This is a genomic window from Actinomadura meyerae (assembly GCF_900188445.1).
GTDB lineage: Bacteria > Actinomycetota > Actinomycetes > Streptosporangiales > Streptosporangiaceae > Spirillospora > Spirillospora meyerae.
Genome location: NZ_FZOR01000002.1, coordinates 195,362 through 221,842, shown reverse-complemented (window position 1 = coordinate 221,842; position 26,481 = coordinate 195,362). Strand labels below are relative to the sequence as shown.

Genomic DNA, 26,481 nt, shown 5'->3' with positions numbered 1-26,481 from the left:
TGACAGCCCCTCCGGTTGTGACAGCCTGGCGCGTGTGATCTGGCGCACGCGGGCGATCAGGCGCGGCCTCGGGCGGTGGCGGTGTTCCCGCTGGCAGTGGGCACAATCGAAGGGTGGCTCCCTGGGTGCTGCACGTCGATCTGGACCAGTTCCTCGCGGCCGTCGAGGTGCTGCGCCGGCCGGAGCTGCGCGGGCGGCCGGTCATCGTCGGCGGCGACGGCGACCCGACCAAGCGCGGGGTGGTGAGCACCGCGTCCTACGAGGCGCGCGCCTACGGCGTCCACTCCGGGCAGCCGCTCCGCACGGCCGCGCGCCGCTGCCCGGACGCGGTGTTCCTGCCGGTGGACCGCGAGCTGTACGAGTCGGTGTCGGCGCGGGTGATGGAGACGCTGCGCGGGCTCGGTGCCGTGGTGGAGGTGCTCGGCTGGGACGAGGCGTTCCTGGCGGTCGAGGGCGATCCGGAGGCGGTGGCGGCGGAGATCCGTGCCCGCGTCCGCGCCGCGACGGGCCTGGACTGCACGGTGGGCATCGGGGAGAACAAGCTCCAGGCGAAGATCGCGACCGGGCTGGGCAAGCCGGCCGGGGTCTTCCGGCTCACCGGCGGCACGTGGTTCGCGGTCCTCGGCGACCGGCCGACCGACGCGCTGTGGGGCGTCGGGGCCAAGACCGCCAAGCGCCTGAAGGACCTGAACATCACCACGGTCGCCGAACTGGCGTCGGCGGATCCAGACGCGCTCGCCGAGCGGTTCGGCCCCGCGACGGGCCCGTGGCTGGTGCGGCTCGCCCGGGGCCTGGACGGCTCGCCGGTGAGCGACGCCCCGCACGTCCCGCGCTCCCGCGGCCGGGAGACCACCTTCCAGCAAGACTTGGACGACTGGGCGAGCGTGCGCCGCGAGGTCTCCCGGCTGGCGCGCCGGGTCGCGTCCGATGTGGCGGACGACGGCGGGGACGTGGCCCGCGTGATCGTGAAGGTCCGCTACGCGCCGTTCACGACCCGCACTCACGGCACGACGCTGGACGCGCCGACGACGGCTCCGGACCGGATCGAGCAGGCCGCCCTCGCCGCGCTGGCGCGGTTCGGCGGCGGCCGTCCGGTCCGGCTGCTGGGGGTCCGCGCGGAGTTCGCCCGGCCCCGTCCCGTCACCGGGGCTTGACCTGCGGAGACGCTCGCTTTTCTTGACCTTTTGTCGTGTTTTGGGCGGTTAGCCCCCGGGGATGAAGGTGGGCGTTGCCTGATGTAAGCGACGGGGGAGCGAGAGCATATGAAGAGGGTCATGACCGGTGCACTGATCGCGGCCGTGGTCGGGGTCGGAGGCGTGGGCGGCGCGGCCGTCGCCCAGGCGTCCGACTCCGCCCAGGGGACGGACACGCGCCAGGACTGCCGCACGTACTCCAGCGTCACGGAGTGCGGCCAGCCGAAGCTCACGCAGAAGCAGCAGCAGTGCGTGGACTCGGCGGTTCAGCAGGGCATGACCGAGCGGCGCGCCGTGGTGGAGTGCTCCGCCTTCGGCTGACCGCCGCACCCGTGTAGGGCCCGTCCGGGGGGGACGGGCCCTACGCATGTCCCGCCCGGACGCCGTCGTCCGGTCAACCGTCGTAGGGACGGGCCCTGGTACCGGCGGGCAGCCCGAACGCACGGGCCGCCTCGGCGTCCGGGGCGTCCGGTCCCTTGCCCAGGCGACGGCGCCGGTCGTGCTCGGCGATCGCGCGCGCGGAGAACATGCGTTCCAGGGACGGGCGGAACCCCGCACCGTCGACCGGGCGCGCCACGTGCCGGACGGCCGGAACCTCGCCGCCGTGGTCGAGCGTCACCAGCAACGGCGTCCGCACCCCTGCGCGGGTCACGAGATCGCCGCCCTCCCGGGCGTAGTCCTTGCACATGGCGTCCAGCGATACGCGTATGCGGGAGCCCTGGCGCTGAACCTCGATGGGTTCCTCGGCGCAGAACCAGCGCGGACGCAGCCGCGCGGGCAGGGAACTCCGCCACACCACCGCGCGGCCGTCCTGCAAGTGACGGTCGATCACCGGCAGCGCGGCGGCGGCGAGCCGCTGGTCGACGTGCGGTTCGGGCGGCCAGACCCGCCAGGACTGCCGCCAGCCGACGAGACCGGCCGCGACCACCATGACGGCGACGAGCGACAGCCGGGCTTTAGCTCCCATATGCGGCACCGTAGTGGTCACTCCGCGGTGCCGCGGCGTCCTCGCCTGGCTTCGCCCACGTCCCGCCCTGCACGGCTGAGCGTGCCCCCGCAGCGCTCATGTGCAGAGGGCCGTCTGGACGGCGGTCTTCATGTCGTTGCTCTGCGCGTACGTCCCGCCTGGGTCGAGGTTCACCATGGCGGTCGCCGCGCGTCCGCTGACCGTGGCGCCACCGACGGTCTCGTAGCCGAAGATGTCGCCGCCGTGGCCCCAGTACAGGCCGCCGCAGGGCAGCGAGCGGCTCTCCAGGCCGAGGCCGTAGGCCCGGCCGCCGTCGTCGCTCGGGTCGCCGGGGTTGGTCGGGCGGGTCTTCATCATTTCGCGTAGCTGGGCCGGGCGCAGCAGCCTTCCCCTGACGAGGGCGCCGAGGAACCGGTTGAGGTCGGCCCCGCTGGAGATCATCGAGCCGGAGGCGTCCGCGACCGAGGGGTTCACCGCCGTGATGTCGAGGAGCGGCGCCGTGGGGCCCGGACGCGCGTAGCCGCGCGGGTGCCGTCCGGAGATCGTGGACGCGTCCGTCGGTACGGAGGTGTCGCGCAGGCGCAAAGGCTTGATGATGCGTCGGCGGATCTCCTCGCCGTAGGTGCGTCCGGTGACCTTCTCGATGAGCATCCCGGCCAGAAGGTAGTTGGTGTTGGAGTAGCGCCAGCCCTTGCCGGGCTCGAACAGGGGCGGGTGGGCGAGCGCGAGGTCGACCAGGTCGTGGACGTCGTGGTGGGCGAGCGGATCCTTCAGGATCTCCTGCGGGTCGAGGTAGGTGAGGTAGTCGGGGATCCCGCTGGTGTGCTGAAGCAGTTGCCGGACGGTGATGACGCGCCCGTCGTTGCCGTTGCCGCGGACGACGCCGGGCAGGTAGCGCTCGACCGGCGCGTCCAGGACGACGCGGCGCTCGCCCACCAGATGGAGGACGACCGTCGCCACGAACGGCTTGGTCATGCTGCCGATCCGGAACCTGCTGCCGGCGCGCATCGGCGCGCCGCTCGTCACGTCCGCGACACCGCTGGTCAGCGTGGTGTCGCCGCGTCCGTCCCGCAGGTCCAGCAGTGCTCCGGGCCCGCCGTCGACCGTGGTCAGCCGGTGCATCAGTTCTCGCAGCGCGGTCTGGTCGGCGGTGGCGGTGGCGGTGCCGGCCGGGGCGGCCACCGCGACACCGGCCGCGAGGGAGATGGCCAACGCGCCGCGGAGCGCGCGCCTCTGCTTGATCATGTGTGTCTCCTTGGGGCCGGTCAGGCCGTGGCGCGGGCGCTGGTCTCGGTACGAGCGAGGGAGGACGGGCGCTGGGCGCGCATGCACGGGACGAGGGCGATCCAGATCAGGGCCGCGCCCGCCGGGAGCAGGTTCAAGTCGAGCATGATGGCGACGAACCCGAGCGCGACCAGGACGGGGCTCAGGGCGGCCACGGCCTTGCGTCCCGGCGTGGTGGCCGCGAACTGGACGAGCAGCGCCACCAGCCCGAGCATGAAGAACACCGGGCCGATCTCGTAGAGCGCCTGCGGCAGGACGGCGGGGACGTCGGCGTACCGGTCGGAGAGCATGCTCTTCGCGACGGGGTCGGCGGCCCGCAGGCCGACGACGATGTCGATGATCGCGACGCGGACGAACGTCACCAGTCCGAGGGTCGCGAGGACGGTCGTGACACCCGCCGCGACCCGGCTCGCGGTACCGCCGGACGCGGCCCGGATCCGGCCGTACACCCCCGCGATCACCCCTCCGTACAGCAGGAGGGAGCCGAGGAAGAGCACGTGGCCGACCGTCCAGGCGGGTCCCGGCCCGTGCTGGCCGTCGCGGCCGTCGATGAGGCGGACGACCCCGTAGGCGAGCATGAGGGCCGGCGCCAGGTGGAAGGCGATCCTGGACATGAGGGGTTCTCCCGTCGTTCGAGACCTGCGTTCTGGTGATCTCGATCCTCGAAGGAGAGGGGTGGCCGGCGGATCGCCGCCGCGAGCGGTCTTCGGACCTCGGTCGCGCGGGGGAGGACCGCGACGCGGCTCCCTCGCGCGACGGACCCGTCCGCTCAGGAGGGTTCGATCAACCGGGTCTCGTACGCGACGATCACGGCCTGGACGCGGTCGCGGATGCCGAGCTTGGACAGCACGTTGCTCACATGGGTCTTCACCGTGTGCTCGCTGACGACCATCGCCGCAGCGATCTCCGCGTTCGACAGCCCGCGGCCGAGCAGCCGCAGCGTCTCCCGCTCGCGCTCGGTCAGCACCGACAGGCGGTCGGACGCGGGCGCACCCGGGCGCGGGCGGTTGCGGGTGATGTCGGAGATGAGGCGCCGGGTCACGGCGGGCGCGAGCAGCGAGTCGCCCCCCGCCACCACCCGGACCGCGTGCACCAGGTCGTCGCGGCGCACGTCCTTGAGCAGGAACCCGCTGGCGCCCGCGTAGAGGGCGTCGTAGACGTAGTCGTCCTGGTCGAACGTGGTCAGCATGATCACGCGGGTGGGGGTCTCGGCGCACACGGCCTTCGCGGCCTCGATGCCGTCCAGGCCCGGCATGCGGATGTCGAGCAGCGCCACGTCGGGCGCGTGCTCGCGCACGGCGGCGATCGCGGCGGTGCCGTCGCCCGCCTCGCCCGCCACCTCGATGTCGGGCTGCGCGTCCAGGATCATCGCGAAGCCGCTGCGGACCAGCTCCTGGTCGTCGGCGAGCACGACCCGGATCACGCGGTCACCGCCGCCGCGTAGGGGAGCCGCGCCAGGACGCGGAACCCGCCGCCCGGCAGCGGACCGGCCTCGGCCGTGCCGCCGCAGGCGGCGACGCGCTCCCGGATGCCGATGAGGCCGTTGCCGCCGCGCCGCCATCCCGCGTCCGCCCCGGCACCGCCCCGCCCGTCGTCGGTCACCGTGATCTCCAGTTCTCGGTCGGTCCAGCGGAGCCGGACCTCGGCCTCCCGCGCGCCGGCGTGCTTCACCGTGTTGGTGAGCGCCTCCTGGACGATGCGGTAGGCCGCCAGGTCGGCGTCGGGGGGCAGCGCGCGGCTCCCGCCCTCGACCGCGAGCCGCACCCTGACCTGGGTGCGGTCGACGTGCTGGACCAGGTCGGGGAGTGCGCCGATCGTGGGCTGCGGCGCGCGGACGCCGTAGTCCTGCTCCTCCTTGAGGACGCCCAGCGTGCGGCGCAGCTGGGCCATCGCGTCCCGGCCCGCGTCCGCGATGGCGTCGAAGACCCGTTCCGCCTGGTCGGGGTCGGTGCGGACCACCACCGGACCGGCCTCGGCCTGGACGACCATGATGCTGACGGCGTGCGCGAGCACGTCGTGCATGTCGCGGGCGATGCGGGCCCGCTCCTCCGCCGCCGCCCGCGCCGCCTCCGCCTCACGTTCGCGTTCGAGCTGCGCGGAACGCTCCATCAGCGCGTCCGACCGTTCCCGTGCGGTCCGTGCCAGCGCGCCCAGCAGGAACGCCGCGATGGGCAGCAGCAGCGTGAACATGAACTCGGAGGCGTCGTTGTCCTTGATGAGCAGCGCGCCGGGCGGCGTCGTCGCGACGAGCGCGCAGATGAAGCCCCAGCGCTGCCAGCGGTGCCGTCCGAGGTCGGCGAGCGTGTAGATCGCCACCAGCGCGCCGTACTGCAACGCCTGGCCGGGCCGGTCGTACAGCGACACGGCCATGGCGAAGGACGCGATGACCAGCGCGACCGCGAACGGCGCCCGCCGCCGCCACACCAGCGGGACGACCGTGCCGAGGTTGAACACCGCGCCGAGCGGCGACGCGTCCGGCGCCGTGGCGAACGGCACGAACACCGGCACCGCGACCGCCACGGCGACCAGCACGTCCACGAGGCGGCCGGCGCCCGCGCGGGACCGCGGGCGCCCGGGAAGACGGAGCTGACGGAGCCGATCGGACATTCACCCAGTATCGCGGCCGGACCAGGCATGTTCGCCTCAGTCGTGCGAGGGATATCGCGGGCTCGGCGTCAGTCGGTCAGGGTGCGGAGGGTGCGCGCCAGAGTGGGGATCATCACCACCGCGGGGACGACGTGCAGCCCGAGAAGGGCCGTGACGGTCGCGGTGCTCGCCCCCGAGACGAGCGGCGGGACCAGCGAGACCGTGGCCAGCGGCACCGTCGTCCACAGGAAGAGCGCGGCGGGACGGGCGCTCCAGCGCAGGAGGGCGGCGGCGATGGCGACGCCCACGACCGAGAAGAAGCCGGTCACCACGGCGAAGCCGGGCAGCGGGATCGACTCGCCGCCGTCCGGGATCTCGAAGTCGGCACCGGCGGCCTTGGCGAGCGCGGCGGCGACGGTGGTGGCCGCCATCGCCGCGAGCGCGGCGAGGAGACCGGTTCCGGTGAGCCTGCGGAACCGGTGGGCTTGATTGGTCTGGGCCGATAGCGGATCTGCGACGACGTTCATGGCGTGCTCCAAACCTTCCGTGCCTGACCGGGGGATGCTCGCGCCGAGGAACCGGGTCACTCGGCGCCGTCCGCGGGCAGCCGCTCCGGCAGCCCGACCTGCGCGAAACGGTCGGCGTGGAAGGTGGTGATCTCGGTGACCGCCCCGCCGGTGATGCGCAGGACGTCCAGCGTCAGCGGCAGGTAGGCGCCCTCGCGCTCGTCCCACTGGTAGAAGCCGAGGGCGGGCTGCCGGTTCACGGACGTCCCGACGGCGCGCAGGCCCGACATGCTCTCGAAGCCGTCCTGGACCCAGTCGTTCACCACCGAGTCGCGGCCCACCTGCAGGCCCGGCGTGGGCGGCATCGAGCAGCGGACGTCGTCGCGCAGCAGACTGGTGAGCCCGTCGATGTCGATGGCCACGGTGGCCTCGCTGAAGCGGCGCACGACATCGAGCGTCGCGGCGTCCTCCTCGTCGCCGGTCCAGTCCTGCCGCTCGGCGGGCAGGTGCTCCCGCATCCCGGCGCGAGCCCGCTGGAGCGCGCTGTTCACGGAGTTGACCGAGTCGCCGAGGAGTTCCGCGACGTCCTTCGCCGGCCAGCCGAGCACGTCCCGCAGGATCAGCACGGCCCGGGGGCGCGGCGCGAGGTGCTGCACCGCGACCAGGTACGCCAGCTCGATCGTCTCCCGCGCGACGGCGACGGCCTCCGGCTCGTCCGCGTCGCCCGCGGGCACCTCGTCGAGCAGCCGGTCCGGGTAGGGCTGGAGCCACGGCACCTCGCCGCCGGTCGCGGGCTCCGGGCGGCGCTTGGCGAGCAGGTCCAGGCAGGCGTTGGTGGCGATCCGGTACAGCCAGGCCCGGAACGTCGACCGGCCCTCGAAGGTCTCCCGCCGCCGCCAGGCGCGCAGGAACGTCTCCTGCACCGTGTCCTCGGCGTCCTCGAACGACCCGAGCATGCGGTAGCAGTGCACATGGAGTTCGCGCCGGTGCCGCTCCGCCAGCCCGGAGAACTCCGACTGGCCGACGTCCCCCAGATCGCCCAAGCCCAGCTCCTCCAGCCGCGTGTCCACCCTCATCACGTCATCCTTTCCCTCGTCGTGTGCCGTCACATGTATGACGGGAGCGGGCGCGACAACTCATCACTCGAGGACACGGTCCCACTACCGGAGGCGCTCCGGATCGTCCGGCACATCCTCACCCACGGCACCCCACCAGAAGGCGCACCCTGGAAAACCGACCGCTGACCCCCATTGTCCGAAGCGAATGCCAGCATCCCGGGCATGACCGACCTCGCGGCCCTGTTCCCCGACGGCGCGGAGGGGCGTGCCCTTGAGCTCGGGCTTCCCGCCGGGCGCCTCGTCCGGCCGTTCGCGCCGACATACACCGACTTCGGCCTGCCTCCCGTCGAGCGTCCCGCGTACTGGCTGAGCGACGCGCCGGCCTCCGCCGACCTGTGGCAAAGGCTGCGGGCGGCCCACTCCGCGTCGGGTCTCTGGCCGCTGCTGCTGGTGCCCGGCAACTTCCGGAACCCGGGCGCCCCCTGGACGGTCGGAGACGTGATTCCGGAATCGGCGGCGGAGATCGACCGCTGCGATCCGGCCGAGTTCATGCGCGCGGAGTGGGACGAATGGGCCGCCGAGGAGGAGGGCGAGGAGGACATCGGCTACGACTTCGAGGACCTCGAACCCTTCGGGCGCACCTGCCCCGGCCTCGCGGCGCCCGGCACGTCCGGCCACGCCCCGGACGACGTCGCCGACTGGTGCGCTGGACGGTTCGACGACGGGACGGCGCGGATGGGCCTGGTCGCGGCGGCCCGGAGTGCCGACACCCTCGCGATCATGGGCTGGCAGGGGCCGGTCAACCACCATCAGCCGTCCCCGCTGTCGGCGATGCTGCGGAGCTGGGAGGACCGGTTCGGGGTCCGGGTGGTCAGGGTCGGATTCGACACGCTGGACGTGAGCGTCGCCGCGCCGCCCGTCACCGAGGAGCACGCCCTGCACGTGGCCGCCGAGCACTTCGCCTTCTGCCCCGACAACGTCCAGCAGGGGCCGGGGACTCTGCGCGAGTACGCGAAGGACATCCAGGGGGCGAACACGTGGTCGTTCTGGTGGGACTGAGTCGGCCCCCGGCATCGCAGGCCCGGTGCGGGCGAGAGGCCCGTCCTGCCGGGGACGGGCCTCTCGGGTGGGGTCAGAGCTTGGGTTGGGCGTTGGTCCACTCGGCTACTTCGAACGCCTTGTACGCGACCATCTCGCCGGGCTTGTGGAAGCGGTCGGGCATGTTCTTCGCCTTCAGCGAGCGCGGCTTGCCGTCGTCCCCGGGAGGGATCGGCCGGCTGCCGCGCGGCGGCTTCACGACCAGGTCGCGGATCGCCAGCAGGGAACCGGAGTCCGCGGCGACGATGAACTGGCGCCGGTAGGTGCCGAGCTGCTTCGGGGCGGTGTACACCCCGAGCGGCGCGGTCGTCCGCAGCGGCAGTGAGATCGCCGTCCCGGGGCGGCCGAGCGGATCGGTCGCCGGGCCCTCGGCCCTGACGCCGGGCAGGCCCGCCAGCATCCGGAACACCGCCGCACGCACCGCCGGCGGCGCCGGCGCGGTGGACAGCAGGGTGCCGGCCACCTCGCTCAGCGCCCGGACCTGCTCCTGCCCCCGCAGAGCGCGGATCGGCTCCTCCTTCTCACCGTCCTTCGAGACGGCGTGCCAGTGCCCCTTGAGGTTCAGCAGCACCTTCCGCAGCTCCTCCGGGCGGGTGGGCAGCTCGGCGATCTGGCCCGGTGTCATGCCGTAGAACCGTTCGACGGACTCCGGCCACGGCGAACGGCTGGTCTTCCCCGACATGTCCAGGTGGACCTCACCGTCCGGTCCCTCCGGGTTCGGGACGCTGACCCATCCGGGCGAACCCGCCGCCTCCCACTTCTCTCTGTCCCGCTCGGTGAGGGGGACGTCGGCCAGATCGAGGTGGGTCTGGCGGGTGAGTCCGGTGGCGTCGACCCACGTCTCGTTGCCCTGACGGGAATCGACCAGGTAGTGGTTCGCGGCGCTCTTGCCGACCGCGTAGACGTCGCCCATGACGGTCCTGGTGTGCCAGTACCGCCCGGTGGGAGCCTTCTGCGCGTTGGTCGCAGCCACCAGCAGCACATTGCCGGGGGCGATGGCCGTGGTGCGGTGGGGCGCGGGGGCCGAGTCCGCTCCGGGCAGCAGGGCGACGGCGGTGACCGCGCCGGCGGTGACGGCGGCCGTCGCCGCGACCGCGATCACCGGCATCTTCAGGCCGCGCCGGGGACGTCCCCGGGGGGCGCTGCGCCAGTCGGTGCGCAGGGCGAGGCGCTCGGGGCTCTCCTTTTCGGCCAGCGCGGTCCGCATCCCCCGCAGCGCGTCGAGCTCATCCATGGGTCTCCTCCTGGGGAAGGGCCTTGCGGAGCTTCGTCCGGGCCCGGTGGATCTTGGCCTTGACGGTGCCGAGCGGCAGGTCGAGCGTCGTCGCGATCTCCGCGTAGGACAGTTCGGCCCACGCCAGCAGCAGGACGGCATGGCGCTCCTGCGCGTTCAGCGACGCGAGCGCCTTCGCGAGGCCCGGCCCCAGCGCGGCGGCCGACGCGCGGTCGCTCGCCACGTCGGCGACGCCGTCCTCGGCGGGGTCGGTCCCGGTCCGGGCGAACGCCCGGTACATGCGGGTCTCCTGCCGGTGGTGCCGGGCGATCAGATTGGCGGCGATGCCCCACAGCCAGGCGCCGAACTCCCGCCGCCCGTCGAACCTCGCCCGCTGCCGGAACGCGGTCGCGAACGCCTCCGACACCAGGTCGTCCGCGAGCGCCGGGCCGAGGCGCCGCTTGACATAGGCGTGCAGCCGCGGCGCGTGGCGGCGGAACAGCTCGCCGAACGCCTCGGGGTCGTCCAGCGACGCGGCGACGATCCGGGAATCGTCGAGATCGCCCTCGGCGCGGCTCACCGCGTGCATGCGCGTGTTCTCATGGGGTGCCTCTCGGGGGCCTGGAGGATGCTGACACCCTCCTCTATCCCGAAGCCCACGCGCCGGTTGCGCCCCGCACGCCCCGGACGGCCGCCGCCGTGGACGGGTGGTAGCGTCCATGATCATCAGCGTCGGGAGGACCCGTGCAGAGACGTTCACTGATCGCGGTCGGCGCCGTCCTCATCGCCGGCCTCGGTGCCGCGGCCGCGACGACCTTGGACGACGACCGGCGCCCGAACGCCGTTCCTTCACCCGCTCGAAGCCCGGCCGGGCCCTTGCGGCCCGTCACGCCCGCGCAACCCGCCACGTTCACCAAGCCCGCCAAGGCCGCCGATTTCAACGGCGACGGCTACGGCGACCTCGTCGTCTCGGGCCGCACGGACGTGAAGGACCCGAAGAAGAAGCTCAGCCTGATCGACGTCGTCTACGGCAGCCCGCAGGGGCCGGCCCCCGGCCGCCGCCAGAGCTTCGGCCCGTCCACCCCCGGCCTTCCCGCCGGCACGTACGGCGTGTCGACGACCGATGCCGCCGACTTCGACCGCGATGGCTACGCCGACCTCGTGGTTCATACGCTCGAAGCGCGCAACACGTCCTCGCTCGTGATCTTCTACGGCTCGGCAACGGGCCTCGGCGGCCGGACGGTGCTGCTCCAGCATTCCGATGCCCGCTCCTTCGACGGGCTGGCGGTCGGCGACTTCGACGGGAAGGGCGGCAAGGACCTGGTCGTCACCGGCAGAGGGGACTGCTGGGTCTACCGCGACGTCACCACCGAGCCCGTCACCCCCGTCCAGGTGCCCGTGACGGGCCGTGTCGGAGCCGAGGTCACCCGTAACGGGATCGGACCGGGCGAGGTCGCGGCGGCCCGCAGGTCGGTCACCGCCGACGTCAACGGCGACGGCCGTTCGGATCTCGTGCTGATCGTCGCGACCCCGGCCGCGGACGGTGAAGAGGGCGAGGACTTCTGGAACGCCGAACTGCGCCTGGGCACCGCCGACGGGCTCAGCACGAAGGCGGTCGGCTTCGGCAACGACAAGGTTCTCGACGACATCGGCGCTCCCGTCGCCGGTGACGTGAACGGCGACGGCAAAACCGACGTGATCACCGCGGCCCCCGGAACCGGTACCTACGCCGCCTTCCTCGGCACCGCCCACGGGCTCCGGCCCGCGAAGCAGATCACGTTTCCGGCCAGGGACGGCGTCAGGCGGCTGACCATCGGCGACACCGACGGCGACGGCGACGCGGACCTGACGGCCATCGGCCTCCCCACCCTCATCACCGCCCTGTCCGGAGGCGAGCACGGCCTCGATCCCGTCGCGGCGCGGCGCATCGATAGGGCGGCGCCCAGCGTGCCCGTCCCGCCCGGAACCGATCTGCGGGCCTTCGGCGCCAACGCGTCCCTCACCGACCTGAACGGCGACGGCAAGGACGATCTCTCCGTCGAGACCGCCCACTACGGCGAGGGGCAGGGCCACGTCCTCGTCTTCCCGGGCAGTGATTTCGGGCTCACCCTCCAGGGCGCCACCTCCTTCAGCAAGGCGGATCTGAACTGACCCGGATCGCACAAGGCCATCACCGACGACCAGGGTGAAAGGGTGGATGTAGTGAGTCCCGTGGTCCAGGTCGCACCAGCAGGCCACGCTCACGGCAGCGGACGCGCAGAGCAGGCCTTCCCGTGTCCATGAGACGCCGAGCTCGAACTCAAGCCAGTCGGCGTCTCGGGCCGAGATGGTGATGGCCGCAAGCAGGATCACCGGAGTGCCGGGAACCCGTGTCCCCGGAAATACGGCGTGTTGTAGAGCCCACTCCCACAACGGCCGGTGAGACGAGGGACGCCTCGCGTCCACCGCTCTGGCAGCACTGCGCATCAGTTCCGCGTCCACGGCTTCGCTCTGCGGAAACAGTGCATGCAGTGGGACGTCATCGAAGGATCCGCACTCCGTGGACACGTACGAAATCTTGACCTGGTCCAGCGCCGCCCGCCAGCTCGGAAGCGGAGCCGCCAACTTGCGGTGGTGAGCTGCAGGAGTGCCCGCCTCGGGGGCGGACACAAGGAGGTGTGTTGCAGAGCTTCCAGCCGTGGAGTCGCCGTCCCAACGCAGGGTGCCCGACAGCAGATAGGTGTGGTCCCGGTAGCCGGCAGGGTGCGCAAGGTCGATCTCGCCGTCGAGACCGCCCACTACGGCGAGCTGACCCGGCTGAAACCGGGCCGGTCTGGATCTGGTGGTCGGCGGTCTGACGATGCACCGTGGATAAGGCTGAAAGGAGTTGGACATGGAACAGGTGCGGCTCGGTAAGAGCGGGCTGAAGGTGTCGCGGGTCTGCCTGGGGATGATGAGCTACGGTGACCCGGCGCTGCGCAAGTGGGCCCTACGGCAGGACGAGGCGGAGCCGATCGTCCGGCGGGCCGTCGATGGCGGCGTGACGTTCTTCGACACCGCCGACGTCTACTCCCAGGGCGCCAGCGAGGAGATCACCGGGCGCCTGCTGCCGAAGTTCTTCGCGCGGCGGGAGGACTACGTGCTCGCCACCAAGGTCTGCATGCCCATGGGGGACGGGCCCAACGACCGCGGCCTGTCCCGCAAGCACATCCTGGACGGCATCGACGCCTCGCTCAGGCGGCTGGGCACCGAGTACGTCGACCTGTACCAGATCCACCGCTGGGACTACGGGACGCCCATCGAAGAGACCATGGAAGCCCTGCACGACGTGGTCCGGGCGGGCAAGGCCCGCTACATCGGGGCGTCCAGCATGTACGCGTGGCAGTTCGCCAAGGCGCAGTACACCGCCGAGCTGCGCGGCTGGACGAAGTTCGTCGCGATGCAGAACCACTACAACCTCCTCTATAGAGAGGAGGAGCGCGAGATGAACCCGCTCTGCCTCGACCAGGGGGTGGGCCTCATCCCGTGGAGCCCGCTGGCGCGCGGCATGCTCGCCGGGAACCGGGAGCGGGGCGGCGAGCGCAAGACCGTCCGGTCCCAGAACGACGCCTTCGGTGACGGCCTCTACACCGACGACGACTTCGACGTGGTCGACGCCGTGCGCGAGGTCGCGGGCGAGAGGGGCGTCCCGGCCGCGCAGGTGGCGCTCGCGTGGCTGCTCGGACGGCCCGGGGTGACCGCACCGATCGTGGGAGCGACGAAACTCACTCATATGGACGACGCGATCGCCGCGGAGCGCCTCGAACTGGACGAGAAGGAAGTCGCGCGACTGGAGGCCCCGTACCGTCCGCACGCGATTTCAGGGCACTCCTGACGAGGTGGGACGGACCCGTCCCCGGGCCGGGAACTGGCCGGGGACGGGCGGCGTCTATCAGGGGTGGTGATTTGCGATCCTGCGGGCGATCGGGGCAGGCTGTGGACGAGAACGCCCACGCTCGGCGAGACCGCCGCGTGGTGACATGGGTGAAGGTTCGGAGGCGGCGACAAGCGCCGTCCGCCTCCGGGCACCCGGGAGCTGAGGAGCCCCGGACCGACGGCGCTGAAGGAGCCCGACGATGACCGAGAACGACGGCACGCAGGGACCGCAGAGGCCGTTGCCGGAGGACGAGGGTCAGCCCGCGCAGGAGCGGCAGGAGCCGCCCGCCCGCCCCCTCGGGGACCGCACCGTGGTGTTCGGCGCCCCGCAGCTCGGCGGCCAGGCCGGCCCGCCCGCACCGCCGCCCGAGCAGCGCGAGGACGAGCGGCCCGCGCCGCCTCCGCCGACCATGGTCGAGCAGCCGATGCCGCAGTTCGGCGAGCAGCCTCCGCCGCCGCCCCCGCAGCCCTACGGCGCCCCCCAGGAGCAGCAGCCCCAGTACGGGCAGCCGCCCGCCTACGGCGGCCCCGGCGGCCCCGGCGGCTTCACGCCCCCGCAGGACCCGCAGCAGTACGTCCCGCCGGGCGAGCCGCAGCAGTACGGCCAGCCGCAGCCCGGCTACGGGCAGCAGCCTCCGCAGCAGCAGTCCGGGTACCCGCAGCAGCCGATGCACGGCGCGCCGCAGGAGCAGCAGCAGTACGGGCAGCAGTTCGGCCAGCCCGGCGGGTTCCCGCCGCCCGAGCCGCCCGCCGCGCCGCCCGCGCAGCCGACGCAGCCCACGCCCGCGGAGCAGCCGCAGGAGGGCATCGGCGACCGCACGGTGATCGTCCCCGGTCCCGGCACGGGCGCGCCGCAGCCCGAGCAGCCGCAGCCCGAGCAGCCGCAGCGGCCCCCGATCGACGACCAGGCGACCCTGCACTGGTCGCCCGGTACCGACGTCCCCGTCGCCACCGGTCCCGAGCGGCGGCAGGAGCCGCCGGCCGAGCCGTGGCAGGCGCCGGCCCCGCCGTCCACGCCGGAGCCCTGGTCGCCGGAGGCGCCGCAGCCGGGCCAGGGCCGCGGGGAGCAGGCCGACCACGAGCGGACGATGATGGTGCCGCCGCCCGAGTCCGGCTTCGGCGCCGGCTCGACGACGTCCGGCCCCTCGCCCTCGGTGGACGAGCTGTACCGGCCGCCCGGGGAGAGCGGCGTCGAGGACGCGCGCGCCACCGAGGCGTTCGACCCGTCCGCCGCGTCGCAGGGCCGGCATGCCGCCCCCGCCCCCGAGCAGGCGGGCGGCCTGGGCGACGCCACCCGGCTCGACATCGGCCAGCAGCAGTGGGGCCAGCAGCCCCAGCAGCAGGCCGGCGGCCAGCAGTTCGGGCAGCAGCAGGGCTTCGGCCAGCAGCCGGGCCAGCAGCCGGGCGAGCAACAGCAGCAGCAGTACGGCCAGCCGTACCAGCAGCAGGGCCAGCCGTACCAGCAGGGGCAGCAGGGCCAGCAGTTCGGCCAGCCCGGCGAGCAGCAGCAGTACGGCCAGCAGGGCTTCGGCCAGCCCGAGCAGTACGGCCAGCCCGACCAGTTCGGCCAGCAGGCGCAGTTCGGGCAGCCGGGCCAGTACGGCCAGCAGCCCGCCGGCTACGGCGGCGCGGCCGGCGAGGGCAAGGGCGGCGGCAAGAACATGCTGTGGATCGTCGTCGGCGCGGTCGCCGTCGTGGTGATCCTCGTCGTCCTGGTCGTCGCGTTCGTCCTCTAGCAGGACGCGAGAACGCAGGTAAAGCCTCGGCCACATCTTCCCCAACCGGGGGGACGTGAGACAGAATGCCGACGGGTGCCCACCCCGGGCGGACACGCTCAGGGTGGGGAACATCCGTCGGCATTTCGTCGTTTACCGTCACAGGGAGAAGGCTCCCTGACCGTCCCGCGGCTTGCGTCGCAGGGGCGCGCACGGTAGTGCGCGCTCGCTTTGCACTTTGGCCCGGCGATAGGTAACCTCTTCACTTGCGCCCGCTCTGCGGGCCACTGTGCGTGCGCGTCGGCGAGGCCGGTCGGCCAGCCCCAGCGCCGCATCTACTCCCCGGCTTGATTCGGCCCTTTCAGGGGCCGGGCGGTCTGTGTCGGTTTCGCGCGGGTGTATTTCCGTGAGGCGGCGACACGCCCGACCGCGTGGGTCGGAGAGGTCGGGAAACCGGCAGGTCACAGCCTCGCCTGAGGTGGTGATTGCAGCAATAAGACTTACCGGCTCGGTACGAGGAAGACGGAGACGCGGTGCCCACGATCCAGCAGCTGGTCCGGAAGGGCCGCCAGGACAAGGTGACCAAGAACAAGACGCCCGCGCTCAAGGGCAGCCCCCAGCGCCGGGGTGTCTGCACGCGCGTCTACACGACGACGCCCAAGAAGCCGAACTCCGCGCTTCGCAAGGTGGCCCGTGTCCGCCTGACGAGTGGGATCGAGGTCACGGCCTACATCCCCGGCGTCGGTCACAACCTGCAGGAGCACTCGATCGTGCTCGTGCGCGGCGGCCGTGTGAAGGACCTCCCGGGCGTTCGGTACAAGATCATCCGTGGTGCCCTCGACACCCAGGGCGTCCGGAACCGCAAGCAAGGGCGCAGCCACTACGGCGCGAAGAAGGAGAAGAGCTGATGCCGCGCAAGGGCCCTGCTGGCAAGCGCCAGCTGATCGCTGACCCGGTGTACAACTCGCCGCTGGTCACCGCGCTCATCAACAAGGTTCTCCTGGACGGCAAGCGCTCGATCGCGCAGAGCATCGTGTACGACGCCCTCGAGGGCGCGCGCGAGAAGACCGGCAACGACCCGGTCGTCACGCTGAAGCGCGCGCTCGACAACGTCAAGCCCACCCTGGAGGTGCGCAGCCGGCGCGTCGGCGGCGCGACCTACCAGGTCCCCGTCGAGGTGCGGCCGGCCCGCAGCACCACCCTCGCCCTGCGCTGGCTGGTGCTCTACGCCCGGCAGCGCCGCGAGAAGACCATGACCGAGCGGCTGATGAACGAGCTGCTCGACGCCAGCAACGGTCTTGGCGCGTCTGTCAAGAAGCGCGAGGACACGCACAAGATGGCGGAGTCCAACAAGGCCTTCGCCCACTACCGCTGGTAACCCCGGCGGAACTGCAACGACGAGACGACGCGAGGACGACAGTGGCTACCAAAACCGGTGTAGACCTGGCCAAGGTCCGCAACATCGGGATCATGGCCCATATCGACGCGGGCAAGACCACGACGACCGAGCGCATCCTGTTCTACACGGGGATGAGCTACAAGATCGGCGAAGTCCACGACGGTGCGGCCACCATGGACTGGATGGAGCAGGAGCAGGAGCGGGGGATCACCATCACCTCCGCCGCGACCACCTGCCACTGGTCCGTGGACGAAGCCGATCACACGATCAACATCATCGACACCCCGGGCCACGTCGACTTCACCGTCGAGGTGGAGCGCAACCTGCGGGTGCTCGACGGTGCGGTCGCGGTGTTCGACGGCGTCGCCGGCGTGGAGCCCCAGTCCGAGACCGTGTGGCGCCAGGCCGACCGGTACGGCGTGCCGCGGATGTGCTTCGTCAACAAGCTCGACCGGGTCGGCGCGGAGTTCCACCGCTGCGTCGACATGATCGAGAACCGGCTCAACGCGACGCCGCTGCCGCTGCAGCTGCCGATCGGCGCCGAGGCCGACTTCAAGGGCGTGATCGACCTCGTCACGATGAAGGCCCTCGTGTGGAACGAGGAGGCCAAGCTCGGCGAGATGTACGACACGGTCGACATCCCCGACTCGCACGCCGAGACGGCCCGCGAGTGGCGCGACAAGCTGATCGAGACCCTCGCCGAGAACGACGACGAGGTCATGGAGCTGTACCTGGAGGGCGAGGAGCCCTCGGTCGAGCAGCTCTACGCGGGCATCCGCCGCGCGACGATCGCCGCGAAGCTCACCCCGGTGCTGTGCGGCACCGCCTTCAAGAACAAGGGCGTGCAGCCGCTGCTGGACGCGATCGTCCGCTACCTGCCCTCCCCGCTGGACGTCGAGGCCATCGAGGGCCACGCCGTCCGCGACGAGGAGAAGGTGCTCTCGCGCAAGCCGAGCGAGGAGGAGCCGTTCTCCGCGCTCGCGTTCAAGATCATGAGCGACCCGCACCTGGGCAAGCTCACCTTCGTGCGCGTCTACTCCGGCGTCATGGAGGCCGGGGCGAACGTCATGAACTCCGTCAAGGAGCGCAAGGAGCGCATCGGCAAGATCTACCGGATGCACGCCAACAAGCGCACCGAGATCGAGCGCGCGGGCGCCGGCGACATCGTCGCGGTGATGGGCCTCAAGCAGACCACCACCGGTGAGACGCTGTGCGACGACAAGGACCCGATCGTCCTGGAGTCGATGAACTTCCCGGCGCCGGTCATCCACGTCGCCATCGAGCCGAAGACCAAGGCCGACCAGCAGAAGCTGGGCACCGCGATCCAGCGGCTCGCCGAGGAGGACCCCTCCTTCCAGGTCCGCACCGAGGAGGAGACCGGGCAGACCGTCATCTCCGGCATGGGCGAGCTCCACCTGGAGATCCTCGTCGACCGGATGAAGCGGGAGTTCAAGGTCGACGCCAACGTCGGCAAGCCGCAGGTCGCCTACCGCGAGACGATCACCCGCAAGGTCGAGAAGGTCGAGTACACCCACAAGAAGCAGACGGGCGGCTCGGGCCAGTTCGGCCGCGTGATCATCGACCTGGAGCCGCTGGGCGGCGGGTCCGACGGCTACGAGTTCGAGAACAAGGTCACCGGTGGCCGCATCCCGCGGGAGTACATCCCGTCGGTCGACGCGGGCTGCCAGGAGGCCGCCGAGTTCGGTGTCCTCGCCGGCTACCCGATGGTGGGCGTCAAGGTCACCCTGCAGGACGGCGCCTACCACGAGGTCGACTCCTCGGAGATGGCGTTCAAGGTCGCCGGTTCCATGGCGTTCAAGGAGGCCGCCCGCAAGGCGTCCCCCACGCTGCTGGAGCCGATGATGGCGGTCGAGGTCACCACGCCCGAGGAGAACATGGGCGACGTGATCGGCGACCTCAACAGCCGCCGCGGTCAGGTCCAGTCCATGGACGAGCGGCACGGCATGCGCGTCATCAAGGCGCTCGTGCCCCTGTCGGAGATGTTCGGCTACGTGGGTGATCTGCGCAGCAAGACCCAGGGCCGGGCTGTTTTCACCATGCAGTTCGACTCCTACGCCGAGGTTCCCACGAACGTGGCGCAGGAGATCATCGCCAAGGCGCGGGGCGAGTAAGCACCCGGGCCTGCCCACAGATCACCAGGACGTACATCGAAGCGGTCGTCTAGACGGCCGAGGATCGCAACAAGGAGCAACCAGTGGCGAAGGCCAAGTTCGAGCGGACGAAGCCGCACGTGAACATCGGCACCATTGGACACATCGACCACGGTAAGACCACGCTTACCGCGGCGATCACCAAGGTGCTCCACGACAAGTACCCGGACCTCAACCCCTTCACGCCGTTCGAGGACATCGACAAGGCGCCGGAGGAGCGCGAGCGCGGCATCACCATCTCGATCGCGCACGTCGAGTACCAGACCGAGGCCCGGCACTACGCGCACGTCGACTGCCCGGGGCACGCCGACTACATCAAGAACATGATCACCGGTGCGGCGCAGATGGACGGCGCCATCCTGGTGGTGGCCGCCACCGACGGCCCGATGCCGCAGACCAAGGAGCACGTGCTCCTGGCCCGCCAGGTCGGCGTCCCCTACATCGTCGTCGCGCTGAACAAGTGCGACATGGTGGACGACGAGGAGATCCTGGAGCTCGTCGAGCTCGAGGTCCGCGAGCTGCTCTCCGAGTACGAGTTCCCGGGCGACGACGTCCCGGTCGTGCGCGTGTCCGCCTTCCAGGCGCTGCAGGGCGACGAGAAGTGGGCCGAGTCGATCGTCGAGCTGATGAACGCCGTCGACGAGAACGTGCCGGAGCCGGTGCGCGACACCGACAAGCCGTTCCTGATGCCGATCGAGGACGTCTTCTCGATCACCGGCCGCGGCACCGTGGTGACCGGCCGCATCGAGCGCGGTGTCGTCAACGTCAACGAGACCGTCGACATCATCGGCATCAAGCCGGAGTCCACCTCGACCACCGTCACCGGTGTCGAGATGTTCCGCAAGCTCCTCGACCAGGGCCAGGCGGGCGACAACGTCGGCCTGCTCCTGCGCGGCATCAAGCGCGAGGAGGTGGAGCGCGGCCAGTGCGTCATCAAGCCGGGCACCAACACCCCGCACACCGAGTTCGAGGCGCAGGTCTACATCCTGTCCAAGGACGAGGGCGGCCGCCACACGCCGTTCTTCAACAACTACCGTCCGCAGTTCTACTTCCGGACCACGGACGTCACCGGCGTGGTGAACCTCCCCGAGGGCACCGAGATGGTCATGCCGGGCGACAACACCGAGATGCGCGTCGAGCTGATCCAGCCCGTCGCCATGGAGGAGGGCCTGAAGTTCGCCATCCGCGAGGGTGGCCGGACGGTCGGCGCCGGTCGCGTCACCAAGGTCATCAAGTAACACCCCTCGTCACGCGGCGGCCCGGCCGCTGGGACCTCCCACGCCGGGCCGCCGCGTCACGACTCTGAAGTAAACAGCGGCACTACAGCAAAGGACACCGAGGCCACCATGGCGGGACAGAAGATCCGCATCCGGCTCAAGGCCTACGACCACGAGGTCATCGACACCTCCGCGAAGAAGATCGTTGAGACGGTGACGCGGACGGGCGCCAAGGTCGCGGGCCCGGTGCCGCTGCCGACCGAGAAGAACGTGTACTGCGTCATCCGCTCGCCGCACAAGTACAAGGACAGCCGCGAGCACTTCGAGATGCGCACGCACAAGCGGTTGATCGACATCATCGACCCGACGCCCAAGACGGTCGACTCGCTGATGCGGCTCGACCTTCCGGCCGGCGTTGACATCGAGATCAAGCTCTAAGGGACGCACCGAGAGATGAGTACGCAGAGGAAGGGCGTCCTGGGCGAGAAGCTCGGCATGACCCAGGTCTTCGACGATGAGGGCCGGATCGTTCCGGTGACCGTCGTCCAGGCCGGGCCGTGTGTCGTCACCCAGCTCAAGACCCAGGAGAAGGACGGCTACGCCGCCGTCCAGATCGGGTACGGGCAGATCGACCCGCGCAAGGTGAACAAGCCGCGCACGGGCCACTTCGAGAAGGCCGGCGTCACGCCGCGCCGCTACCTCGTCGAACTGCGGGCTGACGACACCACCGAGTACGAACTCGGCCAGGAGATCACCGCCAGCGTCTTCGAGGCCGGCCAGAAGATCGACGTTACCGGCACGAGCAAGGGCAAGGGCACCGCCGGTGTCATGAAGCGCCACGGCTTCAAGGGCCTCGGCGCCTCGCACGGCACCCAGCGCAAGCACCGCTCGCCGGGCTCGATCGGCGGCTGCGCGACCCCGGGTCGCGTCTTCAAGGGCCTCCGCATGGCGGGGCGGCACGGCAACGCCCGTACCACCGTGCAGAACCTGACCGTCCACGCCGTCGACGCGGAGAAGAACCTGCTCCTCATCAAGGGCGCGGTTCCCGGTCCCAACGGCGGCGTGGTGCTGGTCCGCGACGCAGTGAAGGGGACGGGCAAGTGACCTCCAAGCTCGACATCGACCTGCCCGCCGAGGTCTTCGACGCGAAGACCAGCGTGCCGCTGATCCACCAGGTCGTGGTGGCGCAGCTGGCCGCCGCGCGCCAGGGCACGCACGCCACCAAGACCCGCGGCGACGTCCGCGGCGGCGGCAAGAAGCCGTACCGGCAGAAGGGCACCGGCCGCGCCCGCCAGGGCTCGACCCGCGCGCCCCAGTTCGCCGGCGGCGGCACCGTGCACGGCCCGCAGCCGCGGGACTACTCGCAGAAGACGCCCAAGAAGATGAAGGCCGCCGCGCTGCGCGGCGCCCTGTCCGACCGCGCCCGGTACGGCCGGGTGCACGTCGTGGACGGCCTCATCGAGGGCGACACCCCGAAGACGAAGACGGCGCTCAAGGCCCTGCGCGAGGTCACCGAGGCCAAGCGCGTCCTCCTGGTCCTGGACCGCGAGGACGAGCTGACCTGGAAGAGCCTGCGCAACGAGCCCAGCGTGCACGTGCTCGTCTCCGACCAGCTCAACACCTACGACGTGCTGGTGAACGATGACGTCGTCTTCACGAAGGCGGCGTACGACGAGTTCATCTCGCGCGCGGCGAAGAAGTAAGGAGGGTCGCACATGAACAAGATCGCTGACCCCCGCGACGTCATCATCGCGCCGGTCGTCTCGGAGAAGAGCTACGGGCTGCTCGACGAGAACAAGTACACCTTCGTCGTCCGCCCGGACGCCAACAAGACGCAGATCAAGCAGGCCGTCGAGGCCGTGTTCGGCGTCAAGGTGACGAACGTGAACACGCTCAACCGCCCGGGGAAGCGCAAGCGGACCCGGTTCGGCTACGGCAAGCGCAAGGACACCAAGCGCGCCATCGTCAGCCTGGCTGAGGGCGAGCGGATCGACATCTTCGGCGGCCCGGCCTAAACGGCCGAGGTCCCGAAGCAGACAAGGGATGAACGAAAAAGATGGGCATCCGTAACTACAAGCCGACGACTCCGGGGCGTCGCGGCTCCAGCGTGGCCGACTTCGTCGAGATCACGCGCGACGAGCCGGAGAAGTCGCTGCTGCGTCCGCTCCCCAAGAAGGGCGGCCGCAACAACCACGGCCGCATCACGACCCGGCACCAGGGCGGCGGGCACAAGCGCGCCTACCGCCTGATCGACTTCCGCCGGCACGACAAGGACGGCGTGCCGGCCAAGGTCGCGCACATCGAGTACGACCCGAACCGCACCGCGCGGATCGCGCTCCTGCACTACGTGGACGGCGAGAAGCGCTACATCCTCGCGCCCCGCGGCCTCAAGCAGGGCGACCGGGTGGAGAACGGGCCGGGCGCGGACATCAAGCCGGGCAACTGCCTGCCGCTGCGCAACATCCCGACCGGTACGGTCGTGCACGCCATCGAGCTCCGCCCCGGCGGCGGCGCCAAGATCGCCCGCAGCGCGGGCGCCGGCGTCCAGCTGCTGGCCAAGGAGGGCAAGTACGCCACGCTGCGCATGCCCTCCGGCGAGATGCGGATGGTGGACGTGCGCTGCCGCGCGACGGTCGGCGAGGTCGGCAACGCCGAGCAGTCGAACATCAACTGGGGCAAGGCCGGCCGCATGCGGTGGAAGGGCAAGCGCCCCACCGTGCGCGGTGTCGCCATGAACCCGATCGACCACCCGCACGGCGGTGGTGAGGGCAAGACCTCCGGCGGCCGCCACCCGGTGAACCCCGCCGGTAAGAAGGAAGGCCGCACTCGCCAGGCGAACAAGTCGAGCGACCGGCTGATCGTCCGTCGTCGCAGCAAGAAGAAGCGGTAGGAGTCGCTCGTCATGCCACGTAGCCTTAAGAAGGGCCCGTTCGTGGACGACCACCTGATGAAGAAGGTGGACGCCCAGAACGAGAAGGGCACCAAGAACGTCATCAAGACGTGGTCGCGGCGCTCCATGATCGTGCCGGACATGATCGGTCACACGATCGCCGTGCACGACGGCCGCAAGCACGTCCCGGTGTTCATCACCGACGCCATGGTGGGGCACAAGCTCGGCGAGTTCGCGCCGACGCGCACGTTCCGCAGCCACGTCAAGGAAGACCGCCGCAGCCGCCGAGGCTGAGCAGGCAGAGCAGTACGCACGTAGGAGAGAGGGAACAGCGATGGAAGCCAGGGCCCAGGCGCGGTACATCCGCGTCACGCCCAGGAAGGCCCGCCGCGTGGTGGACCTCATCCGCGGCCTGCCTGCCGCGGAGGCTCAGGCGGTGCTGCGGTTCGCCCCCCAGGCTGCGAGTGAGCCGGTGGGCAAGGTGCTGGCGAGTGCCATCGCCAACGCCGAGCACAACTTCAAGCTCGACTCGGACACGCTCGTCGTGAGCCGTGCGTGGGTGGACGAGGGGCCGACGCTCAAGCGTTTCCGTCCCCGCGCCCAGGGCCGGGCTTACCGCATCAACAAGCGCACGAGCCACATCACGGTGGTCGTGGAGTCGCGCGAAGAGGCGTCCAGCGCCTCGGGCGGCGGTAAGAAGACGAGGAGGGCCCGGTAGTGGGTCAGAAGATCAACCCGCACGGGTTCCGGCTCGGCATCACGACCGACCACAAGTCCGTGTGGTTCGCCGACAAGCTCTACAAGGACTACGTGAAGGAAGACGTCCAGATCCGGCGCATGCTGCAGAAGGGCATGGACCGGGCGGGCATCTCCAAGGTGGAGATCGAGCGGACCCGTGACCGCGTCGAGGTCAACATCCACACCGCCCGGCCGGGCATCGTCATCGGCCGCCGCGGCGCGGAGGCCGAGCGGCTGCGCGGCGACCTGGAGAAGCTGACCGGCAAGCAGGTCCGGCTGAACATCCTCGAGGTGAAGAACCCCGAGATCGACGCGCAGCTCGTCGCGCAGGGCGTGGCCGAGCAGCTGTCCAGCCGGGTCGCGTTCCGCCGCGCCATGCGCAAGGCGATCCAGTCCGCGATGAAGTCCGGCGCCAAGGGCATCAAGGTGCAGTGCGGCGGCCGCCTCGGCGGCGCCGAGATGTCGCGGTCGGAGTTCTACCGCGAGGGCCAGGTCCCGCTGCACACGCTGCGCGCCGACATCGACTATGGCTTCTACGAGGCCCGGACGACGTTCGGCCGCATCGGCGTCAAGGTGTGGATCTACAAGGGCGAGGCCGCGCAGACCCGCGCCGAGCGCGAGCAGCAGGCCGCGCAGCAGCGCGCCGCCGGCGGCGGTGGCGGCCGTGAGCGCCGCGGTGACCGCCGTGGCGGCGGCCGCGGTGGCCGCGGTGGCCGCGGCGGTGCCGGCGGCGAGCGCGGCGGCGCCCGCGGCGGCGAGCAGAAGCAGCAGCAGCAGGTTTCCGAGCAGCCGGCCCCGGCGGCCGAGGCTGCTCCGCAGGGTGAGGGGAGCTGAGTAACCGATGCTGATCCCTCGCAAGGTCAAGCACCGCAAGCAGCACCACCCGAAGCGCCGTGGCATGGCCAAGGGCGGCACGAGGGTGACGTTCGGCGAGTACGGCATCCAGGCCGTCGAGGCCGCGTACGTGACGAACCGGCAGATCGAGGCCGCTCGTATCGCGATGACCCGCCACATCAAGCGCGGCGGCAAGGTCTGGATCAACATCTTCCCGGACCGCCCGCTGACCAAGAAGCCCGCCGAGACCCGCATGGGCTCCGGCAAGGGCTCCGTGGAGTGGTGGGTGGCCAACGTGAAGCCGGGCCGCGTGCTCTTCGAGATCTCCTACCCGAACGAGCAGATCGCTCGGGAGGCGCTCACCCGCGCGATCCACAAGCTTCCGATGAAGTGCAAGATCGTTAAGCGAGAGGTGGGTGAGTCCTGATGGCCAAGGGTCTTACCGCCGACGACCTGCGGACCGAGCCCGAGGACGTCCTGGTCACCAAGCTCAAGGAGGCCAAGGAGGAGCTGTTCAACCTCCGCTTCCAGGCCGCGACCGGCCAGCTTGAGAGCCACGGGCGGCTGCGCACCGTCAAGCGCGAGATCGCCCGCATCTACACCGTGATGCGGGAGCGCGAGCTCGGCATCGTCACGGTCGCCGAGGACGACGCCGCGGAGGGCAACGAATGACCGAGCAGACGCAGCAGCGGACTACCCGCAAGGTCCTGGAGGGCCTCGTGGTCAGCGACAAGATGGACAAGACCGTGGTCGTGTCCGTCGAGGACCGCGTGACCCACCGCCGGTACCACAAGGTGATCCGCCGCACGAAGAACTACAAGGCGCACGACGAGGGCAACGAGTGCGGCGTGGGCGACCGCGTCCGTCTCATGGAGACCCGCCCGCTGTCGGCCACCAAGCGGTGGCGCGTGGTGGAGATCCTCGAGAAGGCCAAGTAGGCCCGCGGGGCGCGAGTCCCGCACTTGTACATGACTGGTTCCACCAGGCTGGGCCGGACGAGATCCGGTGCAGAACCGGTGTGACGAACAGGAGTTGACGTGATCCAGCAGGAGTCGCGACTCAAGGTCGCCGACAACACGGGTGCGAAGGAGATCCTTTGCATCCGGGTTCTCGGCGGCTCGGGTCGGCGCTACGCGGGAGTCGGCGACATCATCGTCGCGACGGTGAAGGACGCCCTTCCCGGCGCGGGCGTGAAGAAGGGTGACGTCGTCAAGGCGGTCGTCGTGCGCACCCGCAAGGAGCGCCGGCGCCCGGACGGCTCCTACATCCGCTTCGACGAGAACGCCGCCGTCCTGATCCGGGACGGCGGCGACCCCCGCGGCACCCGTATCTTCGGCCCGGTGGGCCGCGAACTGCGCGAGAAGAAGTTCATGCGCATCATCTCGCTCGCGCCGGAGGTGCTCTGATGAAGATCCGCAAGGGCGACGAGGTCATCGTCCTCGCCGGCAAGGACAAGGGCGCGACGGGCAAGGTCCTGCGCGTCGACCCGCGCGCCGAGCGCGTCGTCGTCGAGGGCGTCAACCTCATCACCAAGAACATCAAGGCCGACCAGCAGCGTGCCGGCAAGGAGAGCGGCCGCGTCACGGTGGAGGCGCCGCTGCACGTCAGCAACGTCGCCATCGTCGAGGACGGCAAGCCGGTACGGGTCGGTTACCGCATCAACGACGACGGCACGAAGGTTCGGATCTCGCGCCGTAGCGGTAAGGAGATCTGAGACC

32 protein-coding genes are annotated in these 26,481 nt (G+C 70.9%); 23 read left to right on the top strand and 9 right to left on the bottom strand.

Translation table 11 applies throughout. The features are described 5' to 3' along the window. Positions 1 to 113 precede the first annotated feature (113 nt). Positions 114 to 1,154 (top strand): DNA polymerase IV, encoded by a 1,041-nt coding sequence (locus CHF16_RS03845; protein ID WP_089324482.1) that lies wholly within the window; start codon positions 114 to 116, stop codon positions 1,152 to 1,154. A 120-nt stretch (positions 1,155 to 1,274) separates the two neighbouring features. After that, on the top strand, positions 1,275 to 1,514 hold the full coding sequence (locus CHF16_RS03840; RefSeq protein ID WP_089324481.1) for a hypothetical protein: 240 nt from the start codon (positions 1,275 to 1,277) through the stop codon (positions 1,512 to 1,514). A gap of 73 nt (positions 1,515 to 1,587) precedes the next feature. On the opposite strand, the gene CHF16_RS03835 is transcribed toward CHF16_RS03840, so the two are convergent. The 7 genes from CHF16_RS03835 to CHF16_RS03805 all read right to left on the bottom strand — a co-directional run bounded on the left by CHF16_RS03835 (position 1,588) and on the right by CHF16_RS03805 (position 7,612). Further along, positions 1,588 to 2,160, bottom strand: coding sequence for a hypothetical protein (locus CHF16_RS03835; RefSeq protein WP_143227863.1), 573 nt, complete (start codon positions 2,158 to 2,160; stop codon positions 1,588 to 1,590). A 96-nt stretch (positions 2,161 to 2,256) separates the two neighbouring features. Further along, on the bottom strand, positions 2,257 to 3,405 hold the full coding sequence (locus tag CHF16_RS03830; protein ID WP_089324479.1) for a serine hydrolase domain-containing protein: 1,149 nt from the start codon (positions 3,403 to 3,405) through the stop codon (positions 2,257 to 2,259). A gap of 20 nt (positions 3,406 to 3,425) precedes the next feature. Then, the gene (locus tag CHF16_RS03825; protein WP_089324478.1) at positions 3,426 to 4,058 is read right to left on the bottom strand and encodes a hypothetical protein; all 633 of its coding nucleotides are present in this window, start codon (positions 4,056 to 4,058) and stop codon (positions 3,426 to 3,428) included. Positions 4,059 to 4,213: 155 nt separating this feature from the next. Further along, a complete protein-coding gene (locus tag CHF16_RS03820; protein WP_245868191.1) occupies positions 4,214 to 4,867 on the bottom strand; it encodes a response regulator in 654 nt (217 codons plus the stop codon). Continuing rightward, the gene (locus CHF16_RS41185; protein WP_089324477.1) at positions 4,864 to 6,051 is read right to left on the bottom strand and encodes a sensor histidine kinase; all 1,188 of its coding nucleotides are present in this window, start codon (positions 6,049 to 6,051) and stop codon (positions 4,864 to 4,866) included. The genes CHF16_RS03820 and CHF16_RS41185 overlap by 4 nt, the downstream gene beginning before the upstream one ends. 68 nt (positions 6,052 to 6,119) lie before the next feature. After that, positions 6,120 to 6,557 (bottom strand): DUF6069 family protein, encoded by a 438-nt coding sequence (locus tag CHF16_RS03810; RefSeq protein ID WP_089324476.1) that lies wholly within the window; start codon positions 6,555 to 6,557, stop codon positions 6,120 to 6,122. 56 nt (positions 6,558 to 6,613) lie between these two features. Beyond that, complete coding sequence (locus tag CHF16_RS03805) at positions 6,614 to 7,612, bottom strand: RNA polymerase subunit sigma-70 (RefSeq protein ID WP_089324475.1); 999 nt, start codon at positions 7,610 to 7,612, stop codon at positions 6,614 to 6,616. Between the two features lie 204 nt (positions 7,613 to 7,816). On the opposite strand from CHF16_RS03805, the gene CHF16_RS03800 reads away from it, so the two are divergent. Continuing rightward, positions 7,817 to 8,653 (top strand): DUF4253 domain-containing protein, encoded by an 837-nt coding sequence (locus tag CHF16_RS03800; RefSeq protein ID WP_089324474.1) that lies wholly within the window; start codon positions 7,817 to 7,819, stop codon positions 8,651 to 8,653. 73 nt (positions 8,654 to 8,726) lie between these two features. Here the strand turns inward: CHF16_RS03800 and CHF16_RS03795 are convergent, their stop codons facing one another. Both CHF16_RS03795 and CHF16_RS03790 read right to left on the bottom strand, forming a co-directional pair. Next, the gene (locus tag CHF16_RS03795; protein WP_089324473.1) at positions 8,727 to 9,926 is read right to left on the bottom strand and encodes a CU044_5270 family protein; all 1,200 of its coding nucleotides are present in this window, start codon (positions 9,924 to 9,926) and stop codon (positions 8,727 to 8,729) included. After that, positions 9,919 to 10,494, bottom strand: coding sequence for an RNA polymerase sigma factor (locus tag CHF16_RS03790; RefSeq protein ID WP_089324472.1), 576 nt, complete (start codon positions 10,492 to 10,494; stop codon positions 9,919 to 9,921). Before CHF16_RS03790 ends, CHF16_RS03795 begins: the two co-directional genes overlap by 8 nt. Positions 10,495 to 10,649: 155 nt before the next feature. Here CHF16_RS03790 and CHF16_RS03785 point away from each other — a divergent pair, with 155 nt between their 5' ends. The 20 genes from CHF16_RS03785 to rplX all read left to right on the top strand — a co-directional run bounded on the left by CHF16_RS03785 (position 10,650) and on the right by rplX (position 26,477). Continuing rightward, entirely contained in the window at positions 10,650 to 12,056 is a 1,407-nt protein-coding gene (locus CHF16_RS03785; RefSeq protein ID WP_089324471.1) for an FG-GAP and VCBS repeat-containing protein, read from the top strand. Positions 12,057 to 12,777: 721 nt separating this feature from the next. Next, entirely contained in the window at positions 12,778 to 13,758 is a 981-nt protein-coding gene (locus tag CHF16_RS03780; RefSeq protein WP_089324470.1) for an aldo/keto reductase, read from the top strand. 241 nt (positions 13,759 to 13,999) lie between these two features. After that, the gene (locus CHF16_RS39245; protein ID WP_143227862.1) at positions 14,000 to 15,535 is read left to right on the top strand and encodes a hypothetical protein; all 1,536 of its coding nucleotides are present in this window, start codon (positions 14,000 to 14,002) and stop codon (positions 15,533 to 15,535) included. A 512-nt stretch (positions 15,536 to 16,047) separates the two neighbouring features. After that, on the top strand, positions 16,048 to 16,422 hold the full coding sequence (rpsL, locus tag CHF16_RS03770; RefSeq protein WP_089324469.1) for a 30S ribosomal protein S12: 375 nt from the start codon (positions 16,048 to 16,050) through the stop codon (positions 16,420 to 16,422). Beyond that, positions 16,422 to 16,892 carry a 30S ribosomal protein S7 gene (gene rpsG, locus CHF16_RS03765; protein ID WP_067806994.1) on the top strand — a complete coding sequence of 157 codons (471 nt, stop codon included), beginning with the start codon at positions 16,422 to 16,424 and terminating at the stop codon, positions 16,890 to 16,892. Before rpsL ends, rpsG begins: the two co-directional genes overlap by 1 nt. Positions 16,893 to 16,933: 41 nt before the next feature. Then, a complete protein-coding gene (gene fusA / locus CHF16_RS03760) occupies positions 16,934 to 19,045 on the top strand; it encodes an elongation factor G (protein WP_089324468.1) in 2,112 nt (703 codons plus the stop codon). 83 nt (positions 19,046 to 19,128) lie between these two features. Next, a complete protein-coding gene (gene tuf / locus CHF16_RS03755; protein WP_089324467.1) occupies positions 19,129 to 20,322 on the top strand; it encodes an elongation factor Tu in 1,194 nt (397 codons plus the stop codon). A 108-nt stretch (positions 20,323 to 20,430) separates the two neighbouring features. Next, positions 20,431 to 20,739 carry a 30S ribosomal protein S10 gene (rpsJ, locus tag CHF16_RS03750; protein ID WP_018657599.1) on the top strand — a complete coding sequence of 103 codons (309 nt, stop codon included), beginning with the start codon at positions 20,431 to 20,433 and terminating at the stop codon, positions 20,737 to 20,739. Positions 20,740 to 20,754: 15 nt separating this feature from the next. Then, positions 20,755 to 21,405, top strand: a complete 651-nt coding sequence (gene rplC / locus CHF16_RS03745) for a 50S ribosomal protein L3 (RefSeq protein ID WP_089324466.1) — start codon at positions 20,755 to 20,757, stop codon at positions 21,403 to 21,405. Next, on the top strand, positions 21,402 to 22,004 hold the full coding sequence (rplD, locus tag CHF16_RS03740; RefSeq protein WP_089324465.1) for a 50S ribosomal protein L4: 603 nt from the start codon (positions 21,402 to 21,404) through the stop codon (positions 22,002 to 22,004). The genes rplC and rplD overlap by 4 nt, the downstream gene beginning before the upstream one ends. 12 nt (positions 22,005 to 22,016) lie before the next feature. Next, a complete protein-coding gene (rplW, locus tag CHF16_RS03735; protein WP_089324464.1) occupies positions 22,017 to 22,316 on the top strand; it encodes a 50S ribosomal protein L23 in 300 nt (99 codons plus the stop codon). A 41-nt stretch (positions 22,317 to 22,357) separates the two neighbouring features. Next, complete coding sequence (gene rplB, locus CHF16_RS03730; protein WP_089324463.1) at positions 22,358 to 23,191, top strand: 50S ribosomal protein L2; 834 nt, start codon at positions 22,358 to 22,360, stop codon at positions 23,189 to 23,191. Positions 23,192 to 23,203: 12 nt separating this feature from the next. Then, positions 23,204 to 23,485: a 30S ribosomal protein S19 gene (rpsS, locus tag CHF16_RS03725; RefSeq protein WP_067889244.1), complete on the top strand. Its 282-nt coding sequence runs from the start codon at positions 23,204 to 23,206 to the stop codon at positions 23,483 to 23,485. A gap of 40 nt (positions 23,486 to 23,525) precedes the next feature. Further along, positions 23,526 to 23,909, top strand: a complete 384-nt coding sequence (gene rplV, locus CHF16_RS03720; protein WP_089324462.1) for a 50S ribosomal protein L22 — start codon at positions 23,526 to 23,528, stop codon at positions 23,907 to 23,909. Beyond that, complete coding sequence (gene rpsC / locus CHF16_RS03715; RefSeq protein ID WP_089324461.1) at positions 23,909 to 24,763, top strand: 30S ribosomal protein S3; 855 nt, start codon at positions 23,909 to 23,911, stop codon at positions 24,761 to 24,763. The genes rplV and rpsC overlap by 1 nt, the downstream gene beginning before the upstream one ends. Before the next feature lie 7 nt (positions 24,764 to 24,770). Continuing rightward, entirely contained in the window at positions 24,771 to 25,190 is a 420-nt protein-coding gene (gene rplP, locus CHF16_RS03710; RefSeq protein ID WP_021596731.1) for a 50S ribosomal protein L16, read from the top strand. Further along, positions 25,190 to 25,435 carry a 50S ribosomal protein L29 gene (gene rpmC / locus CHF16_RS03705; protein ID WP_089324460.1) on the top strand — a complete coding sequence of 82 codons (246 nt, stop codon included), beginning with the start codon at positions 25,190 to 25,192 and terminating at the stop codon, positions 25,433 to 25,435. Before rplP ends, rpmC begins: the two co-directional genes overlap by 1 nt. Further along, on the top strand, positions 25,432 to 25,701 hold the full coding sequence (gene rpsQ, locus CHF16_RS03700) for a 30S ribosomal protein S17 (RefSeq protein ID WP_089324459.1): 270 nt from the start codon (positions 25,432 to 25,434) through the stop codon (positions 25,699 to 25,701). The genes rpmC and rpsQ overlap by 4 nt, the downstream gene beginning before the upstream one ends. Before the next feature lie 99 nt (positions 25,702 to 25,800). Then, complete coding sequence (gene rplN / locus CHF16_RS03695) at positions 25,801 to 26,169, top strand: 50S ribosomal protein L14 (protein ID WP_067629407.1); 369 nt, start codon at positions 25,801 to 25,803, stop codon at positions 26,167 to 26,169. Next, entirely contained in the window at positions 26,169 to 26,477 is a 309-nt protein-coding gene (gene rplX / locus CHF16_RS03690) for a 50S ribosomal protein L24 (protein WP_089324458.1), read from the top strand. The genes rplN and rplX overlap by 1 nt, the downstream gene beginning before the upstream one ends. The last annotated feature ends 4 nt before the right edge of the window (positions 26,478 to 26,481 follow it).

Bases quoted from the DNA above. Each gene is read 5' to 3' on its own strand.
- CHF16_RS41185 (WP_089324477.1), bottom strand. From the start codon at position 6,051: ATGTCCGATCGGCTCCGTCAGCTCCGTCTTCCCGGGCGCCCGCGGTCC.
- CHF16_RS03810 (WP_089324476.1), bottom strand. From the start codon at position 6,557: ATGAACGTCGTCGCAGATCCGCTATCGGCCCAGACCAATCAAGCCCAC.
- CHF16_RS03790 (WP_089324472.1), bottom strand. From the start codon at position 10,494: ATGCACGCGGTGAGCCGCGCCGAGGGCGATCTCGACGATTCCCGGATC.
- rplV (WP_089324462.1), top strand. From the start codon at position 23,526: ATGGAAGCCAGGGCCCAGGCGCGGTACATCCGCGTCACGCCCAGGAAG.
- CHF16_RS03780 (WP_089324470.1), top strand. From the start codon at position 12,778: ATGGAACAGGTGCGGCTCGGTAAGAGCGGGCTGAAGGTGTCGCGGGTC.
- CHF16_RS03830 (WP_089324479.1), bottom strand. From the start codon at position 3,405: ATGATCAAGCAGAGGCGCGCGCTCCGCGGCGCGTTGGCCATCTCCCTC.
- rpmC (WP_089324460.1), top strand. From the start codon at position 25,190: ATGGCCAAGGGTCTTACCGCCGACGACCTGCGGACCGAGCCCGAGGAC.
- CHF16_RS03840 (WP_089324481.1), top strand. From the start codon at position 1,275: ATGACCGGTGCACTGATCGCGGCCGTGGTCGGGGTCGGAGGCGTGGGC.
- rpsS (WP_067889244.1), top strand. From the start codon at position 23,204: ATGCCACGTAGCCTTAAGAAGGGCCCGTTCGTGGACGACCACCTGATG.
- CHF16_RS03805 (WP_089324475.1), bottom strand. From the start codon at position 7,612: ATGAGGGTGGACACGCGGCTGGAGGAGCTGGGCTTGGGCGATCTGGGG.
- CHF16_RS39245 (WP_143227862.1), top strand. From the start codon at position 14,000: ATGACCGAGAACGACGGCACGCAGGGACCGCAGAGGCCGTTGCCGGAG.
- rpsG (WP_067806994.1), top strand. From the start codon at position 16,422: ATGCCGCGCAAGGGCCCTGCTGGCAAGCGCCAGCTGATCGCTGACCCG.
- rplW (WP_089324464.1), top strand. From the start codon at position 22,017: ATGAACAAGATCGCTGACCCCCGCGACGTCATCATCGCGCCGGTCGTC.
- rplC (WP_089324466.1), top strand. From the start codon at position 20,755: ATGAGTACGCAGAGGAAGGGCGTCCTGGGCGAGAAGCTCGGCATGACC.
- rplB (WP_089324463.1), top strand. From the start codon at position 22,358: ATGGGCATCCGTAACTACAAGCCGACGACTCCGGGGCGTCGCGGCTCC.
- rpsJ (WP_018657599.1), top strand. From the start codon at position 20,431: ATGGCGGGACAGAAGATCCGCATCCGGCTCAAGGCCTACGACCACGAG.
- CHF16_RS03835 (WP_143227863.1), bottom strand. From the start codon at position 2,160: ATGGGAGCTAAAGCCCGGCTGTCGCTCGTCGCCGTCATGGTGGTCGCG.
- CHF16_RS03825 (WP_089324478.1), bottom strand. From the start codon at position 4,058: ATGTCCAGGATCGCCTTCCACCTGGCGCCGGCCCTCATGCTCGCCTAC.
- rplP (WP_021596731.1), top strand. From the start codon at position 24,771: ATGCTGATCCCTCGCAAGGTCAAGCACCGCAAGCAGCACCACCCGAAG.
- CHF16_RS03795 (WP_089324473.1), bottom strand. From the start codon at position 9,926: ATGGATGAGCTCGACGCGCTGCGGGGGATGCGGACCGCGCTGGCCGAA.
- rplX (WP_089324458.1), top strand. From the start codon at position 26,169: ATGAAGATCCGCAAGGGCGACGAGGTCATCGTCCTCGCCGGCAAGGAC.
- rpsQ (WP_089324459.1), top strand. From the start codon at position 25,432: ATGACCGAGCAGACGCAGCAGCGGACTACCCGCAAGGTCCTGGAGGGC.
- CHF16_RS03800 (WP_089324474.1), top strand. From the start codon at position 7,817: ATGACCGACCTCGCGGCCCTGTTCCCCGACGGCGCGGAGGGGCGTGCC.